Annotated in this window: 17 protein-coding genes and 2 pseudogenes; 10 read left to right on the top strand and 9 right to left on the bottom strand. The window is 71.5% G+C overall.

Annotated features, from left to right (window positions below; translation table 11 throughout):
* Nucleotides 1-35 precede the first annotated feature (35 nt).
* Complete coding sequence (locus tag STRVI_RS32435) at nucleotides 36-872, top strand: sirohydrochlorin chelatase (protein WP_014059797.1); 837 nt, start codon at nucleotides 36-38, stop codon at nucleotides 870-872.
* A 19-nt stretch (nucleotides 873-891) separates the two neighbouring features.
* Entirely contained in the window at nucleotides 892-1,977 is a 1,086-nt protein-coding gene (cobC, locus tag STRVI_RS32440) for an Rv2231c family pyridoxal phosphate-dependent protein CobC (RefSeq protein ID WP_014059798.1), read from the top strand.
* A gap of 128 nt (nucleotides 1,978-2,105) precedes the next feature.
* Here cobC and STRVI_RS32445 read toward each other — a convergent pair whose 3' ends face one another.
* The 3 genes and pseudogenes from STRVI_RS32445 to STRVI_RS32455 all read right to left on the bottom strand — a co-directional run bounded on the left by STRVI_RS32445 (nucleotide 2,106) and on the right by STRVI_RS32455 (nucleotide 3,398).
* Nucleotides 2,106-2,285, bottom strand: coding sequence for a hypothetical protein (locus STRVI_RS32445; protein WP_251982784.1), 180 nt, complete (start codon nucleotides 2,283-2,285; stop codon nucleotides 2,106-2,108).
* Nucleotides 2,286-2,433: 148 nt separating this feature from the next.
* A pseudogene (locus tag STRVI_RS51245) lies at nucleotides 2,434-2,569 on the bottom strand (IS5/IS1182 family transposase); the annotation flags it as partial.
* Nucleotides 2,559-3,398: a helix-turn-helix transcriptional regulator gene (locus tag STRVI_RS32455; RefSeq protein ID WP_014059799.1), complete on the bottom strand. Its 840-nt coding sequence runs from the start codon at nucleotides 3,396-3,398 to the stop codon at nucleotides 2,559-2,561. The gene STRVI_RS32455 and the pseudogene STRVI_RS51245, both read right to left, overlap by 11 nt.
* A gap of 164 nt (nucleotides 3,399-3,562) precedes the next feature.
* Here STRVI_RS32455 and STRVI_RS32460 point away from each other — a divergent pair, with 164 nt between their 5' ends.
* The gene (locus tag STRVI_RS32460; protein WP_014059800.1) at nucleotides 3,563-4,315 is read left to right on the top strand and encodes an SDR family NAD(P)-dependent oxidoreductase; all 753 of its coding nucleotides are present in this window, start codon (nucleotides 3,563-3,565) and stop codon (nucleotides 4,313-4,315) included.
* Nucleotides 4,316-4,411: 96 nt separating this feature from the next.
* Here STRVI_RS32460 and STRVI_RS32465 read toward each other — a convergent pair whose 3' ends face one another.
* Nucleotides 4,412-4,642 carry a hypothetical protein gene (locus STRVI_RS32465; protein ID WP_251982785.1) on the bottom strand — a complete coding sequence of 77 codons (231 nt, stop codon included), beginning with the start codon at nucleotides 4,640-4,642 and terminating at the stop codon, nucleotides 4,412-4,414.
* On the opposite strand from STRVI_RS32465, the pseudogene STRVI_RS32470 reads away from it, so the two are divergent.
* Nucleotides 4,620-4,862, top strand: a pseudogene (locus STRVI_RS32470) (GNAT family N-acetyltransferase); the annotation flags it as partial. The gene STRVI_RS32465 and the pseudogene STRVI_RS32470 overlap by 23 nt on opposite strands.
* A gap of 128 nt (nucleotides 4,863-4,990) precedes the next feature.
* Here the strand turns inward: STRVI_RS32470 and STRVI_RS32475 are convergent.
* The 3 genes from STRVI_RS32475 to STRVI_RS32485 form a co-directional block, all read right to left on the bottom strand.
* A complete protein-coding gene (locus STRVI_RS32475; protein WP_050993808.1) occupies nucleotides 4,991-5,356 on the bottom strand; it encodes a Tn3 family transposase in 366 nt (121 codons plus the stop codon).
* Between the two features lie 234 nt (nucleotides 5,357-5,590).
* The gene (locus STRVI_RS32480; protein ID WP_043240550.1) at nucleotides 5,591-6,487 is read right to left on the bottom strand and encodes an SCO1860 family LAETG-anchored protein; all 897 of its coding nucleotides are present in this window, start codon (nucleotides 6,485-6,487) and stop codon (nucleotides 5,591-5,593) included.
* Between the two features lie 294 nt (nucleotides 6,488-6,781).
* The gene (locus STRVI_RS32485; protein ID WP_208949190.1) at nucleotides 6,782-7,891 is read right to left on the bottom strand and encodes an amidohydrolase family protein; all 1,110 of its coding nucleotides are present in this window, start codon (nucleotides 7,889-7,891) and stop codon (nucleotides 6,782-6,784) included.
* A 136-nt stretch (nucleotides 7,892-8,027) separates the two neighbouring features.
* Between STRVI_RS32485 and STRVI_RS32490 the strand changes: the two genes are divergently transcribed.
* From STRVI_RS32490 to thpD, 6 genes are all read left to right on the top strand, one after another.
* On the top strand, nucleotides 8,028-8,816 hold the full coding sequence (locus STRVI_RS32490) for a SigE family RNA polymerase sigma factor (protein WP_014059803.1): 789 nt from the start codon (nucleotides 8,028-8,030) through the stop codon (nucleotides 8,814-8,816).
* Entirely contained in the window at nucleotides 8,816-9,637 is an 822-nt protein-coding gene (locus tag STRVI_RS32495) for a hypothetical protein (protein ID WP_014059804.1), read from the top strand. Before STRVI_RS32490 ends, STRVI_RS32495 begins: the two co-directional genes overlap by 1 nt.
* 319 nt (nucleotides 9,638-9,956) lie before the next feature.
* Nucleotides 9,957-10,508, top strand: a complete 552-nt coding sequence (gene ectA, locus STRVI_RS32500; protein WP_014059805.1) for a diaminobutyrate acetyltransferase — start codon at nucleotides 9,957-9,959, stop codon at nucleotides 10,506-10,508.
* A gap of 84 nt (nucleotides 10,509-10,592) precedes the next feature.
* A complete protein-coding gene (ectB, locus tag STRVI_RS32505) occupies nucleotides 10,593-11,855 on the top strand; it encodes a diaminobutyrate--2-oxoglutarate transaminase (protein WP_014059806.1) in 1,263 nt (420 codons plus the stop codon).
* A gap of 40 nt (nucleotides 11,856-11,895) precedes the next feature.
* Entirely contained in the window at nucleotides 11,896-12,300 is a 405-nt protein-coding gene (locus STRVI_RS32510) for an ectoine synthase (RefSeq protein ID WP_014059807.1), read from the top strand.
* Nucleotides 12,301-12,304: 4 nt separating this feature from the next.
* Complete coding sequence (gene thpD / locus STRVI_RS32515) at nucleotides 12,305-13,192, top strand: ectoine hydroxylase (protein WP_014059808.1); 888 nt, start codon at nucleotides 12,305-12,307, stop codon at nucleotides 13,190-13,192.
* Nucleotides 13,193-13,319: 127 nt separating this feature from the next.
* Here the strand turns inward: thpD and STRVI_RS32520 are convergent, their stop codons facing one another.
* Nucleotides 13,320-14,366, bottom strand: coding sequence for an aminotransferase class V-fold PLP-dependent enzyme (locus tag STRVI_RS32520; protein WP_014059809.1), 1,047 nt, complete (start codon nucleotides 14,364-14,366; stop codon nucleotides 13,320-13,322).
* 308 nt (nucleotides 14,367-14,674) lie between these two features.
* Nucleotides 14,675-16,210 (bottom strand): aldehyde dehydrogenase (NADP(+)), encoded by a 1,536-nt coding sequence (locus STRVI_RS32525; protein WP_014059810.1) that lies wholly within the window; start codon nucleotides 16,208-16,210, stop codon nucleotides 14,675-14,677.
* Nucleotides 16,211-16,275 lie beyond the last annotated feature (65 nt).

Consider the following 16,275-nt stretch of genomic DNA (forward strand, 5'->3'; position numbering starts at 1 on the left):
CGTGACACCCGCACCACCTGCACCAAGGAGACCTCGTGACGACCCCGCCCGCCCTGCTCCTCGCAGGCATCGGCACGCGAGACGAAAGGCATGCCACCGCCTTTCACGCATTCGTAAGGGAGTTGGCCGCACGCCATCCGGATCTGCCCGTGGCGGGTGGCCTCACCGGACCGGGCAGCCACCCGCTGTCCGATGCGGTCACCCGGCTCGTCGGCGAGGGAGTGAGCCGCTTCGCGGTCGTCCCGCTGACGCTGATCCCGGCGGCTCCCCCCAGAGACGGCATCGCGGCCGCGCTGGCCCAGGAGGCGGAGCGGCATGCCGACGCCTCGTTCGCCTGCGCCCGGCCGCTCGGCCCGCACCGCACGCTGCTGAGCGTGCTGGAGCGGCGGCTCGACGAGGCGCTGGGCAACCGGCCCCGGCTGCCCTCGGACCGCGCGGAGACCACCGTGCTGCTGGTGGGCGACGGTTCGCCGCTCCCCGAGGCCAACGCCGAGGTGCACCGCGCCGCCCGGCTGCTGTGGGAGGGCCGTGGCTTCGCGGGCGTCGAGGTGGCCTTCTCCTCGCTCGCCGCACCGGATGTCGCCTCGGGGCTGGACCGCTGCGCCAAGCTGGGGGCGAGTCGGGTCGTGGTGCTGCCGTACTTCCTGTTCGCCGGTGACACCCTGGAGCGGGTGCGGCAGCAGGCGGAGGGCTGGGGGCTCGCCTACCCCGAGGTCGAGGTGGTCTCCGCCGATGTCATCGGCCCGGCAAAGGAGTTGGCCGACCTCGTCATGGAGCGCTATGAGGAGGTGGCCGACACCGCCGGGCGCGCCGGGTTCGGCGATGAGGCCCATGCCTTCGCGCATCCCGATACCCACGCCGATGTCCACTGATCCACCGGCGGGCCTGCCCATGAGCGGGTCCGCCGCCCCTGCCGCCGATGGCGTCTGCGCCGGGTTCGATCTGCGGCATCACGGGGACGCGGAGGTGCGGGGGGCCGATGCCGACCTGACGGACCTCGCGGTCAATGTCCGGGCCGGTACGCCTCCGGACTGGCTCAAGGCCCGTATCGCCGCCTCCCTCGACGGGCTGGCCGCCTATCCGGACGGGCGGGCGGCGCGGGAGGCGGTCGCCGCGTGCCATGGGCTTCCGGTCGGCCGGGTGCTGCTGACGGCGGGCGCCGCGGAGGCGTTCGTCCTGCTCGCCCGTGCCGTCGCGGCCCAACGGCCGGTGGTGGTGCATCCGCAGTTCACCGAACCGGAGGCGGCACTGCGGGACGCGGGGCACACGGTGGAGCGTGTGATCCTCGATGAGCGGAACGGCTTCCGGCTGGCCCCGGACGCGGTGCCGGAGGACGCCGATCTGGTGGTGATCGGAAACCCCACCAACCCCACATCCGTGCTGCACCCGGCCGATGCCCTGGCCGGTCTCGCCCGGCCGGGACGGACGCTGGTGGTGGACGAGGCCTTCATGGACGCCGTCCCGGGCGAGCGCGAATCGCTGGCGGCCCGCACCGATGTGCCGGGGCTCGTGGTGCTGCGCAGCCTCACCAAGACCTGGGGTCTGGCGGGGCTGCGGATCGGCTATGTACTGGCGGAGCCGGACACCGTCACGGCGCTGGAGCGGGTCCAGCCGCTGTGGCCGGTGTCCAGCCCGGCCCTGACGGCGGCCGAGGCGTGCTGCGCCCCGCCCGCCCTCGCCGAGGCCGCGCGGGCCGCCGACCGTACGGCCGCCGACCGGGCCCATCTGGCCGACCGGCTGGCCGAGTTGGCGGAGGTGCGGGTGTGCGGCCCGGCGGCCGGGCCCTTTCTGCTGATCCATCTGCCGGGCGCGGCGGCGATCCGCACCCGGCTGCGCGAGCTGGGCTTCGCCGTCCGCCGCGGTGACACGTTCCCGGGCCTCGGCCCGGACTGGCTCCGGATCGCCGTCCGCGACCGCGCCACGACGGACCGCTTCGTCATCGCCTTGGCGAAGGCCATCGCCGAATCGGACGCCTGACCACGCCGTTCGACCGCGCCGCCTGACCGCGCACCGCGCGGAGCGGCGCGCGGTCACGTACGGCTTGCGGGAGCCCTTGGCCCTCAGGGAGTATCCGAACGGAAATTAGCGGTAGCCGCTGACCCGGATCATGGTCTGGTCGAGAAGAGTGTGCTGACGCGGTTCTCGTACTCGCGGCGGGCCTTGCGCTGGGCCGGGACCGCCGGGACGCCCTGGGCGCCGTCGAGGGGCCGGCAGCGGTTGAGGGGCTGGCGGTGGATCGCCTGGGTGGTGCTGACGCGCAGGGTGTAGCCCTGGCCGCGCCGCACGGTGACGCCGTGGTCGAGCGCGGCCTGCTCCCCTGGCTGTGCGGTGTGCCTGGCTGGATGGTCTGGCGTGCGGGTGGTGACGGTACGGCTCGGCGGTACTGCCGGGAGTGTGGTGATCCGCTGCCGCAGACGACGGCGTTCACGCCTCTTTGAGGGTCCGGACGCTGACGAAGTCGATCGCGCACCGCGACCAGTCCAGTCCGCTGCGGGCACCGAGTTCGTCCAGGACCAAGGCGGTGGAGCTTGGCCCATACCCGGGCCTCGGTCCATTCGTCACAGGTGCGTCGCCCGGCGCAGCAGGCGGTCGATGTTCTCGCGGCTGCGCCTGTCGGTGGGAGTCTGAACGACGAGGCGGACGCCGGGGTGGTCGGTCAGTTCCATGCCGGTGGCACGCAGGCTGACTTCGCCGATCCCCGTGATGTCGTAGCGCTTGTCGCACAGGTGCGGTGGAGCGACGTCGTGCGTGGCCCAGAGCCGAGAGAACAGCGGGCTGGCGGTGCGCAGACGGGTGACGAAGTCCTGCCATTGCGGGTCGCCCGCGTTCTGGCTGTAGCGATAGCGGAACCCTGCCACGGCCTCGGGCGCCTGCTCGTCGCGGTTGACGATGTGGTGCTGCCCCTCCGGTGCCGTGAAGAGGTGCCAGAGGGTGTTGCGCTTGCCGGGCGGAGCACTGACCAGAGCAGGGTGCAGGGCCGCGTATGCGCGGTTCCAGCGCAGCACGTCGGTGCGGGCGTCGACCAACATGGCGGGCAACGGGTCCAGGGCTCCCAGGACGGTGTCGAGGTGGCCGGGGAACTCGGTCGGCGGATCGCTGATGACCGGGGCCTGGGGGACCTCGGCCAGACGGTAGAGGTGGTCACGCTCGGCGGCACCCAGAAGCAGCGTGCGGGCCACCGCGTCGAGCACCTGGGAGCTGACGTTGATCGGCCGCCCCTGCTCCAGCCACGTGTACCAGGTGATGCCGACACCGGCCAGCTGGGCGACCTCCTCGCGGCGCAGTCCGGGGGTGCGCCGACGGGCTCCCGGGCGTATGCCGACTTCCTCGGGTGAGACCCGCGCGCGTCGTGAGCGCAGGAACTCCCGCAGTTCGGTCCGGTTCGTGGTCGTCGGCACCTGTCCACTGTGCCAGAGCCGGGAGGCGTCGGCCTGGTGCTGCCAGTACCAGTATCAGCAGGCTTCTGGCACCGGTGCCCGCACAGGGCGCAGGCTCGTACCGCCTGTGTTCCCCAGGACGTTCCCTTCGGAACGGCTACCCGGATGAACGGACGACGAGTTCCATGAGCAACGCGTTTCACAACAAGGTCGCGGTCGTGACGGGCGGGAGTGCCGGTATCGGCCACGTCACCGCGCGGAAGATCGCCGAAGGGGGCGGCACCGTCTACATCACGGGCCGGGACCAGGACGCCCTGACGGCGGCGGCCGCGGATCTACCGGGTGATGTCGTCGGGGTGCGGGCCGACTCGCGCTCGGCCGACGACCTCGACCGGCTCTTCGCGCAGGTGGAGCGGCGCAGCGGTCGGCTGGACGTGCTGGTCGTCAACGCGGCGGCGCTCGCGACCGCACCGCTGGGAACCATCACCGAGGACGTCATCAGGTCGGTCTTCGACGTCAACATCACCGGCACGATCATGACCGTCCAGAAGGCGCTGCCGCTGCTGGCGGACGGTGGCGTCATCGTCCTCACCGGCTCGATGGCCGCGCACAAGGCGTCGCGCGGGCGGAGTCTCTACGCGGCTTCCAAGGCCGGGGTCCGTGCCCTCGCCCGTACCTGGGCCCTTGAGCTGACCCCACGCGGGATCCGAGTGAACGTGGTGAGCCCGGGTCCGACGGACACGCCCGGTATCGCACAGCTGGCCGCCACCGCCGAGGAACGCGAGGCGCTCATCGCCACGATGGGCACCGGGACCCCGATGACCCGGGCCGGTACCGCGGAAGAGGTCGCCGCCGTCATCGCCTTCGTCGCCTCGGACGCAGCCTCCCACGTCAACGGCGCCGACTACCAGGTCGACGGCGGTTACGGCCAGGTCTGACACCCTCACGGGGCCGTCACGGACTACCTGGACACGGCCGAATGTCCTCGATCACGGCCTCGGGGAAATCGGTACAGCAGTTGGCGGTGAGAACGATCACGCTCCGGACGGTGCGAGTGTGCTGACCCGGTTCTCGTAGTCGCGGCGCGCCTTGCGCTGGGCCGGGACCGCCGGGACGCCCTGGGCGCCGTCGAGGGGCCGGCAGCGGTTGAGGGGCTGGCGGTGGATCGCCTGGGTGGTGCTGACGCGCAGGATGTAGCCCTGGCCGCGCCGCACGGTCATCCCCTGGTCAAGCGCGGCCCGCTCGGCGGCCGCGACCTCGGTCATCGGCGGCATGGTCCGGATCGACCCCGTCTGCACCCCGGCCCACCTCCGCGGCCGCGGCTACGCGGGCGCCGTGACGGTCGAGGCGAGCCGGGCAGCGCTGGCCGCGGACGCGACGGACGTCGTCCCGTTCACGGACCCGGACAACCCCACCAGCAACACCCTCTACCAGCGCATTGGGTATGTCCACGTCGCCGACTTCGCCGGGTGCAAGTCCCCCTAAAGCGCACCACAAGCCGGGTGAGGGCGTGATCGGCGCAAACGCACCTGCCACGTACCGGCTGTGACCGCCGCGAAGCGGCTGACAAAGGCGGTGGCGGGCACTCTGATCAGCCTTCGGGTCGGTGACGCTCAGTCCTGCTCGCCGTCGTCGTCCTCGTCATCGGTGTGCGGGTCACGCAGCTGCCGCAGGCCCGGCGCGGCCGGCCGGGTGAAGGCGTAGCGGCCGAGGAAGTTGATGTGGTCGTACTGGAGTGGGGAGAGCCGGGCGAGCAGTTCGTCGGTGACGGGGAAGCCGTCGGCGGCCAGCTGCTTGACGGCGGCGTCGATGTAGAGGCTGTTGAACAGGACTACGCAGTTGAGGGCCAGTCCGAGGGCACCGAGCTGGTCCTCCATGCCCTCGCGGTAGTGCTGGCGCAGTTCGCCGCGCTGTCCGAAGAAGATCTTCCGGGCGAGGCGGTGGCGGGCCTGGGTAACGTTGAGCTGGGCGCCGATCATGCGCCCAAGCCCAACACCGGAGCCCCGGCCCGTAAGCCGCGCCCTGGCCCGGCGCCCGCGGCACGGCCCAACGCCCAAGCCCGGGGCCCGATGTCGTACCCCGGCCCAAGACCCGCGGCCCGGCGCAATGCCGCACCCCGGGCACCCGCCCCAGGTCCGGCACCCGAGCCGTTGGGCACGGCACGGGCACCGGACCCAGCGGGCCAGGTCAGGTCATCCGTCAGGCGTTCGGCGTCAGCCGGCGTCGCCGCTGGCGCCGGCGCGCCGGCGGCGGGCCAGGACGACAGCCCCGCCGCCCACGGCGAGCAGCAGAGCGCCGCCGCCCACCAGATACGGCGTGGCCGAGCTGCCACCGGTCTCGGCCAGGTGCTCCGGCTTCGGCTCGGGCGTGGTCTGCGGGCCCACGCTCGGGCTGGGCTGGACCGCCGCGGCGACGGGCGCCTCGCAGGTCGCCCGGGCGAGGGTGACCTGACCCTCGACCTCGGAGACGTTGAGCTTGAGCGGATTCACGGAGACCTTCAGGTTGAGGGCCGTGGCCGCCGCGGTGCGCGAGGTGGTGGCCGTCCGTGACAGGTCGAGCCGGACCTGGCCGAGCGTCGGCACATCCACCGTGGTGGTGCCGCTCGTGCTCAGGGTGACCTTCCTGCCGAGCACGCTGACGCTGCCGAGCAGGTTGGACTGGGCGGTCGGCCGCTTCCCGGCGGCGCACACCGCCTTCGAGGTCACCTGCTCGACCGAGATCAGCGGCACCCCGGCCAGACCCGGCAGATGGACCTTGGCGTTGACGAGGTTGGAGTACCCCTCGGCGCGCTGCTTGTCCACGGCGGCCCGGGCGGTGGCCACGTCCGCCCGCAGCACACTGAACGGCCGGCCCCCGTCCACGCCGTCCAGAGTCGCGGTGAGCGCCGTCTTGCTGGCCGTCGCGGGTGCGTGCACCTCGTTCAGCACCACCGAGAGCGGAGCCGTGACGGTCTTGTTGAGCAGGGAGACATCGAGATCGGTGCGGAGCACGACCGCACCCGCCTTACCGGTGGTCGCACCGGTGTCGGCCTGCGCGGTCACCGCGGGCAGCAGGCCCAGGACGGAGACCGCGGCAGCGGCAGGGGCGGCCGCCAGCCGGCGGGTGGGCATGCCGAAGTAGGTGTTACTGGAACAGGACACGTGAGTTGACCCCCACAGGAGACATGGAGCCGCCGGCGCCTGCCGCGGGGGACTCCACGGGCGCCGACGGCCTCGACCACGCCATATTTGCGCACTGAGGGTAAACAGGCAGACACATGATGTCCGTTCATCCCAAAGGGTGTGGTTCGCCGCCGCGTTCGAGCCGCGTTCCCTTCAGGAACCCCCTCAGGACCCCCTGCCCCACCCGTTCCCGCGCCCCCTCGGCCTGGGCCTCATGGCCTGTCAGCCCGTTTCCGTGCCCCGTCAGCCGACCACGCGGCCTCGCAGCACCACCCGTCGTGGCGTCGTCAGCACCCGCACATCGGCACGCGGATCCGCGTCGTAAACGACGAGATCGGCGGAGGCCCCTTCGGTGAGCCCCGGCCGTCCGAGCCAGGTCCGCGCCCCCCAGGTCGCCGCCGAGAGCGCGTCCCGCGCCGGGATGCCCGCCTTCACCAGCTCGGCCACCTCCTGCCCGACCAGCCCATGGGCCAGGCCGCCGCCCGCGTCGGTGCCGGTGTAGATCGGGATGCCCGCGTCGTAGGCCGCCCGTACCGTCTCGTAGCGGCGCGCGTGCAGCCGCCGCATATGGTCCGCCCAGCGCGGGAACCTCACCTCGCCGCCCAGCGCCAGCCGGGGGAACGTGGCGATGTTGACCAGGGTCGGGACGATCGCCACGCCCCGCTCGGCGAACAGCGGGATGGTCTCCTCGGTGAGCCCGGTGGCGTGCTCGATGCAGTCGATCCCCGCCTCGACCAGCGGCGCGAGGCTCTCCTCGGCGAAACAGTGCGCCGTGACCCGCGCGCCCAGCCGGTGCGCCTCCGCGATGGCCGCCTCGACCGCGCCGGGCGGCCAGCAGGCGCCCAGGTCGCCGGTCTCCCGGTCGATCCAGTCGCCGACCAGCTTGACCCAGCCGTCGCCGCGCCGCGCCTCCGCGGCCACATAGGCGACCAGGTCCTCCGGCTCGATCTCATGCGCGTAGTTGCGGATGTACCGCTTGGTGCGGGCGATATGGCGGCCGGCCCGGATGATGCGGGGCAGATCCTCGCGGTCGTCGATCCAGCGGGTGTCGGCCGGCGATCCGGCGTCCCGCAGCAGCAGCGCCCCGGCGTCGCGGTCGGTCAGCGCCTGTTTCTCGCTCGTCGAATCGTCCACCGCCCCATGGGCGTCGAGTCCGACATGGCAGTGGGCGTCGACGAGGCCGGGCAGCACCCAGCCCTCGACCAGCCGGATGTCCCTGGCCCCGGCCGGCCCCTCGAACGTGACCCTGCCGTCGACCACCCACAGTTCGTCCCGGACGTCCCCGGCAGCGTCGCCGGCATCCGGTCCGACCAGGACCCGGCCCTTGATGTGGAGCACCGCGCTATCCCTCATGCAACGCACTGTACGAGACCGGGGCAGGGCGTTGACCGGCCAATTCCCAGGAGCTGGAACGGCGCCACTCGAACAACATGCGCAGCGCTGCTACGCTCACGCACCCCACCGGAGGAGCGGCAGTGAGGAGGTCCTCGTGAACGCTCCCGCCGATGACGCGGCCGCCGCGGGCACCGCGCGAGCGCCCGGCGCACCGGAGGACCCCGATGGCTTATCGGCCGACGCCCGGACTCGCCCGCACACCGGCTCACAGGCCAACGCGCACACCGGCCCACAGCCCACCCCGCACCCCGCCGACCCACAGGCCGAATTCCGGGACTTCTTCGAGCGGCACCACGCCGAACTGGCCCGCCTCGCCCACCTGTTGCTCGGCAGCTCCGATGGGGCGGACGACCTGGCGGCCGATGCGCTGGTGGCGGTCTGGCACCAGTGGGACCGGGTACGGGCCGCCGACCATCCGGCGGCGTACGCCCGGGGCGTGGTCGCCAACCTGGCCCGCTCCCGGATCCGCAGTCTGGTGCGTGAGCGGCGGCGGGTGGCGCTCTTCTCCTCGCAGCGCTCCGACCGTGTGGACGACCCGGACGTCTCCGCCGTGGTGGATGTGCAGGCCGCGCTGGTCCGGCTGCCGTTCCGCAAGCGCGCATGTGTGGTGCTGCGGCACGCCTTCGACCTCTCCGAGCGGGAGACGGCCCGTACGCTGGGCATTTCGGTGGGCACGGTCAAGAGCCAGACCTCGCGCGGCATCGCCGAGCTGGAGCGGCTGCTCGGCCCTCCGGACGGCGAGGGCGAGCTGCCCGGGGCGACGGAGGCCGAGCAGACGGTACGAACGCTCCACTCTGGGAACACAGGGCACACAGGCCACACAGGACCCGCTCGTCACTCAGGTCACATGGGCCACGCCGGGCACGCAGGAGGGGGCAGTTGATGATCGAGCATCGCGAGCGCCTCGAGGGCCGCGATGTCGTCGCCGAGCTGCGTACGGCCGCCGCCTCCCATGAGCCGGACCGGATCCGGATGCTGGCCCGGGTCACGGCGGGCATGGCGGCCGACGGCCGGGACCGGAGCCGGGGCGCGCGGACGAGCCCGCGCCGGCCCTGGGCGCCCCGGCTGGTGGGCCCGGTCGCCGGGCTGGCCGCGGCGGTCGCGGCGACGGGGATCGCGGTGGTGGCCACGGACGGTGCCGAGCGGCCGCAGACGGTGCGCACCTCGAGCGAGCCTGCCGCGCCTCCGGCGGGCGCGGGCGCGGACAGGCGGCCCGGGGAGGAGCCGGGCGCCGGGTCGCAGAGCGATGCTGAGCGGCACACACCGAGCGCCTATCCCACCGCGGCCGGTCCAAACCATCTCGCCGAGCCGACCGTTCGGTCCAAGGGCGCCATCAACACCCATTCCAATCCGTACTGGGCACAGAGTGACATCACGCTCACCATCGGTAGGCCGCTGACCTCGCTGACGGTGGAGCTGCGGGTCGCGGACACCGGGGATGTGCTGTCCACCGGGTCCTGGAGCTCGCTGCCGACCGGCGATGTGGCCAGCGCCACCCGCGTCGAGGACGGTGTGCTGGTCTACCGCTGGACGCTCCGTAAGGGCGCGACCGTGCGCGCGGGCCGGTATGTCTTCGCGGGGCAGTACAACCACGCCGAGGGGGACCGGGACACCGGCCGGGACGCGTACTCGGCCTCGGGCAACGGCGCCTCCGGGGCCTTCGCGGTGCGGGGCGACTTCCCTCGGTTCACCGTGGGGGATTGAATTCATGGCGGCGTGGCCAGAAATTCTCCGCGTTTTTCCGCTACTGCTTCCACATTCGTCTGCCCGCCATTGTGATTCCTAAACAAAAAATTTTTCACGGGTTCCTGATCCCGTAATTCAAGACGGTCACCGGCCGATTACATATATGTGACGGACCCCACATGGGATCCACTTTGCCCGAGTAACTCCCCTACAAATTACCGCCTTTCGGCCAACGGCCGCGCGCACGCGCGCTCCCGCGTGATAACACATCGACCCCCCTCCACGTAACCCCCCACCGCGATGCATTTTCTGATTCTGCTGGGTAAATTGAATTTGCATGACCGCCGCACAAGCAGACCTAGTCCGTAGCGAATTGGATTTGCCGGAGGGCCTCACCCTCGACACACCGCGCGTCGAGGATGGAGCCGCGATCTGGCGAATCGCTCGCGACTCCAAAGCCCTGGACCTCAACTCCTCCTACAGCTACCTCCTGTGGTGCCGCGACTTCGCCGCCACATCCGTTGTGGCGCGCGACGCCGACGGCGGACCGGTCGGCTTCATCACCGGCTACGTCCGTCCCGAGCGCCCCGAGACCCTCGTCGTCTGGCAGGTTGCCGTCGACCACGCCTGGCGTGGCCGCAAACTGGCCGCCACCCTGCTGGACGGGCTGGTCGCGCGGGTCGCCACGGCGGGCGTCCGCGGCATCGAGACGACGATCACCCCTGACAACACCGCCTCGAACCGGCTGTTCACCTCGTTCGCCGAACGGCACGAAGCGCCGCTCGAGCGTGAGGTGCTCTTCCACAGCGGTCTCTTCCCCGACGGTGGGCACGAGCCCGAGGTGCTCTACCGCATCGGTCCGCTCGGGCCGCGCGCGGACCGGACCTGATCTCCCCTGATCACACCCCGATCACCCCTCCTCACACCCCTCACCCCCCTCACCCCCCTCACACCCCTCTCCCAGGAGAACGCTGTGACCATCACCCCGCCCGCCCTGAGCGTCTTCGAGGCCCTGGAGTCGGAGGTGCGCAGCTACTGCCGTGGCTGGCCCGCCGTCTTCGACCGTGCGCAGGGCAGCCACATGTTCGACGAGGACGGCCACACCTACCTCGACTTCTTCGCCGGAGCCGGGTCGCTCAACTACGGCCACAACAACCCGGTACTGAAACGGGCGCTGATCGACTACATCGAGCGTGACGGCGTCACCCACGGCCTGGACATGTCCACCACGGCCAAGCGCGCGTTCCTCGAGTCGTTCCAGAACAACATCCTGCGCCCGCGCGATCTGCCCTACAAGGTCATGTTCCCGGGCCCGACCGGCACCAACGCCGTCGAGGCCGCGCTGAAGCTGGCCCGTAAGGTCAAGGGCCGCGAGTCCATCGTCTCCTTCACCAATGCCTTCCACGGCATGTCGTTGGGCTCGCTGGCCGTGACCGGCAACGCCTTCAAGCGCGCCGGTGCGGGCATCCCGCTGGTCCACGGCACCCCGATGCCGTTCGACAACTACTTCGACGGCACGATCCCGGACTTCCTGTGGTTCGAGCGGCTGCTGGGCGACCAGGGTTCCGGCCTCAACCAGCCCGCTGCCGTGATCGTCGAGACCGTGCAGGGCGAGGGCGGTATCAACGTGGCCCGGCCCGAGTGGCTGCGCGCCCTGGCCGAGCTGTGCGAGCGGCAGGACATGCTGCTGATCGTCGACGACATCCAGATGGGCTGCGGCCGCACCGGCGCCTTCTTCTCCTTCGAGGAGTCGGGCATCACCCCGGACATCGTGACCGTGTCGAAGTCCATCAGCGGCTACGGCATGCCGATGTCGCTCGCGCTCTTCAAGCCCGAGCTGGACATCTGGGAGCCCGGCGAGCACAACGGCACCTTCCGCGGCAACAACCCCGCCTTCGTCACCGCCGCCGCGACCCTGGACACCTACTGGGCCGACAGCCAGATGGAGAAGCAGACCCTGGCCCGCGGCGAGCAGGTCGAGCAGGCCCTGCGCGCCATCTGCGAGGAGCAGTCCGGCACCCACTACCGCGGCCGTGGCCTGGTGTGGGGCCTGGAGTTCGAGGACAAGCCGCGCGCCTCGGCGGTCTGCCGCCGCGCCTTCGAGCTGGGGCTGCTGGTGGAGACCTCCGGCCCCGAGAGCGAGGTCGTCAAGCTGCTGCCCGCGCTGACCATCTCCCCCGATGACCTGGACGAGGGGCTGCGGACCCTCGCCCGCGCGGTCCGCGAGACCGCATAACCCTCCCGTACCGCAGAGAAGAGAAAGGCAAGAACTCACCGTGATCGTCCGATCCTTCAAGGACATCGAGGACACCGAGAGGCATGTGAAGGCCAAGACCGGCACCTGGGAGAGCAAGCGCATCGTGCTCGCCCGTGAAGGCGTCGGCTTCTCGCTGCACGAGACCATCCTCTACGCGGGCACCGAGACCTCGATGTGGTACGCCAACCACATCGAGGCGGTGCTGTGCGTCGAGGGTGAGGCCGAGCTCACCAACGACGAGACCGGTGAGAAGCACTGGATCACGCCCGGCACCATGTACCTGCTGAACGGGCACGAGAAGCACACGATGCGCCCCAAAACGGATTTCCGGTGCGTCTGTGTATTCAACCCGCCGATCACGGGACGGGAGGACCATGATGAGAACGGCGTATACCCGCTGATCACCGAGACCGAGGAGGCATGATCCGATGACCGCGGTCACTGACCTGTACCCGACCCGTGGGGCCATGGAGGTCGCTACGCCGCGCGTGGACCCCGTGGTGTGGTCCGACCCCGGCGCCCCCGGGCCGCTGCAACCGTCCGAGCTGAGCGATTTCGATCGCGACGGCTTCCTGGCAATCGACGAGCTGATCACTCCGGACGAGGTCGCGGTCTACCGCGCCGAGCTGGACCGGCTGGTCGCCGACCCGGACGTGCGCGCCGACGAACGCTCGATCATCGAGTCGAAGTCGCAGGACGTACGGTCGGTGTTCGAGGTGCACCGGATCAGCGAGGTGTTCGCGAACCTGGTGCGCGACCCGCGAGTGGTGGGCCGCGCACGGCAGATCCTCGGCTCGGACGTCTACGTCCACCAGAGCCGGATCAACGTCAAACCGGGTTTCGGCGCCTCGGGCTTCTACTGGCACTCGGACTTCGAGACCTGGCACGCCGAGGACGGGCTGCCGAACATGCGGACCGTGTCGGTCTCGATCGCGCTGACCGAGAACTACGACACCAACGGCGGCCTCATGATCATGCCGGGGTCGCACCGTACGTTCCTCGGCTGCTCGGGCGAGACACCGAAGGACAACTACAAGAAGTCGCTGCAGATGCAGGACGCGGGCACCCCGTCCGACGAGGCGCTCGCCGGTTTCGCCGACAAGCACGGCATCAAGCTGTTCACCGGCAAGGCCGGTTCGGCGACGTGGTTCGACTGCAACTGCATGCACGGCTCGGGCGACAACATCACGCCCTACTGGCGCAGCAACGTCTTCATCGTGTTCAACAGCGTGGAGAACACCGCGGTGGAGCCGTTCGCGGCACCGGTCCCCCGGCCGGCATTCATCGGGGCAAGGGACTTCACGCCCGTACGGTGATCACCGCCGTGCGCTGAGCTGACGTCCGTGATCTGAGGGAAGCCGGGGTGCCCCGGCTTCCCTCAGATTTTTTTCCGGCCCCGTTCTGGCCCGGGAGCGGGTTTTCTCTGTGCCCCGGGAGACGGTCTCAGCGGGTCAGCTCCTCCAAGAGCCGGTCCACATCGGCCGCCGTGTTGTACAGGTGGAAGGAGGCGCGGAGGTTGCCGGCCCGCGCCGAGACATGCACCTCCGCCTCCGCCAGCCGGGACGCGGCGTCCCCCAGCCCCGGTACGGAGACGATGGCCGAGCCGGGGGCGGCCACGGGCTGGTGGCCGAGCCCGGTGACCCCGGCCCGGAAGCGGTCGGCGAGCGCGCGGTCATGGGCGGCGATGGCCTCGGTGCCCAGCTCCTCGATCAGCGCGAGGGAGTGCCGGGCCGCGACGTAGGAGTACACGCTCGGGCTCTCGTCGAAGCGGCGGGCGGAGTGGGCGAGTTCGGCCACCGGCCCGTAGGAGCTCTCCCAGGGCTTCTCGCCCGCGACCCAGCCCGCGAAGACGGGGGTGAGTTCGCCGAGATCCTCGGGGACGGTCAGGAAGGCGGCCCCGCGCGGGCACATCAGCCACTTGTAGGCCACGCAGACGGTGTAGTCGGCCTCGCCGGCGTTGACCGGGAACCAGCCGGCCGCCTGGCTGGTGTCCACCAGGGTGCGGGCCCCGTGGGCCCGGGCCGCCTCCCCGATGGCGTCGAGATCGGCGATCCGCCCGTCCGCGGACTGGACCGCGCTCACGGCCACCAGCGCCGTACCGGGCCGTACGGCCTCCGCGATCTCCTCCAGCGGCACGATGCGCAGCTTGAGGTCGCCGCGGACGGCGAACGGGTTGACCAGGGAGCTGAAGTCGCCCTCGGCGACGATGACTTCGGCCCCGGGCGGCAGCGAGGTGGCGATCATCCCCGCGTAGACGGCGACCGAGCTGCCCGCCGCGACCCGCCGCGCCGGTACGCCGACGAGCCGGGCGTAGACGGCCCGGCTCTCCTCGACCGCCTCGAAGGCCACATCGACAACGGGCCGTCCGGCGGCCGAGCCGTCGAGGACCGCCTTCACGGCGGCCACGGAGCGTGCGGGGATCAGACCGCTGGACGCGGTGGTGAGATACGTCGTGTGTGGCGCGAATTCGGCGCCCGCCAGGCTCTCCATGTCCAACCACTATGGAACCGGCTCACCCCGGCGTCCATCGCGTTTCCCTGTCGGATGCCTTCAAGTGAACCTTATGGATCCCCGCTGACCTGCGGCGATTCCCATGCCTGGCGCGGCGCCCGGGTGAAAGTGCCGACAGATCGGCCGAAAGAGACCCCCGGGAGCCCTAGCTGACCGCGGGCATGCCGACACGGCCGCCGGAACCGCGGGTCAGGTCCGCGGGTCCGGCGGCCGCGCCGTCGGTCCGGGCTTCAGCGGTGCTGCTCCCGGAGTGCGTTCCGGGGGCTCCCGGAGGTCGCTCCGGGGATTCAGCCGCGCTGCTCCCGGATGCCGTTGATCCGCCGGGGCAGCTCCAGCGGGTTCTCGTCCCGCAGCTCCGGCGGCAGCAGGGCGGCCGGGGTGTCCTGGTAGGCGACCGGCCGCAGCCAGCGCTCGATGGCGGTGCCGCCGACCGAGGTGGAGGTGGAGGTGGTGGCCGGGTAGGGGCCGCCGTGGTGCTGGGCCGGGGCGACGGCGACGCCGGTCGGCCAGCCGTTGACCAGGACCCGTCCGGCCAGCGGGGTGAGCTCGGCGATCAGCGCACCGGCCCGGCCCTCGGTACCCTCGCCCTCGGCGGCGGAGATCTGGACGGTGGCGGTGAGATTGCCCGGGAGCCGGCCGAGCACCGCGCTGATCTCGTCGTCGCTCTCGTAGCGCGCCACGACGGTCACCGGGCCGAAGCACTCCTCCAGCAGCACGTCGTGCGGGCCGTCCTCGGTGAGCCGCCGCGCCGGGACGGTCAGGAAGCCCGCGCTGACCGTGTGCTCACCGCCGGAGCCGGGGGTGACCGGGGCGTCCACGTCCGCCAGTTCGGCGCGCTCCTTGACCCCGGCGACGAAGTTGTCCCGCATCCGGTGGTCGAGCAGGACGCTCGCGTCGGTATTGCTGACCGCCTCGGTGAGGGACTTCACCAGGCCGTCGCCCGCCGGTCCTGCCGGGGCCAGCACAAAGCCGGGCTTGGTGCAGAACTGGCCCACGCCCAGCGTCATGGAGCCCGCGAGCCCCGCGCCGATCTGGTCGCCGCGCTCGGCGGCCGCGGCCTCGGTGACCACGACCGGGTTGAGGCTGCCCAGCTCGCCGTGGAAGGGGATCGGCACCGGCCGGGAGGCCGCCGCGTCGTGCAGGGCGCGGCCGCCGCGAACCGATCCGGTGAAGCCGGCGGCGGCGATCAGCGGATGCTTGACCAGCTCGATGCCCGCCTCGAAACCGTGCACCACCGCGATCACATTGGCGGGCACCCCGACCCGCTCGGCGGCGCGGCGCAGCGCGGAGGCGGCCACCTCGGAGGTGGCGGGGTGGTCGGGGTGGGCCTTGACGACGACCGGGCAGCCCGCGGCGAGGGCGCTCGCGGTGTCGCCGCCGGGCACGGAGAAGGCGAGCGGGAAGTTGCTGGCGGCGTAGACGGCGACGACGCCGAGCGGCAGCTTGTAGCGGCGCAGATCGGGCCAGGGCGGGGTCTGGGTGGCGTCGGCGTGGTCGACGCGGACGTCGAGGAAGGCGCCCTCGTCCACGATGGTCGCGAAGGCCCGCAGTTGGTAGGTGGTGCGGGCGAGTTCGCCGGTGAGCCGGGCGGGGCCGAGCGCGGTCTCCGCGTCGGCGGCCTCGACAAGCTGGTCACGGGCCTCGTCGAGGAGATCGGCGGCGGTGCGCAGCAGGGCGGCGCGCACCGTACGGTCGGCCAGGGAGCCGCGGGCGGCGTGGGCCGCGCGCACCACGCGGTCGACCTCCTCCGCCGTGGCTTCGACCGCTACCTGCTCCCGCTGCTTTCCGGTTCGGGGGTCGACGCTCCACACTGGTGCTGACACCGCGGATTCCTCCTGCTGTGGTGTTACCGCTGCTTGCGTCCCACACATCGACGGTGTTCGATATG

Source organism: Streptomyces violaceusniger Tu 4113 (assembly GCF_000147815.2).
GTDB lineage: Bacteria > Actinomycetota > Actinomycetes > Streptomycetales > Streptomycetaceae > Streptomyces > Streptomyces violaceusniger_A.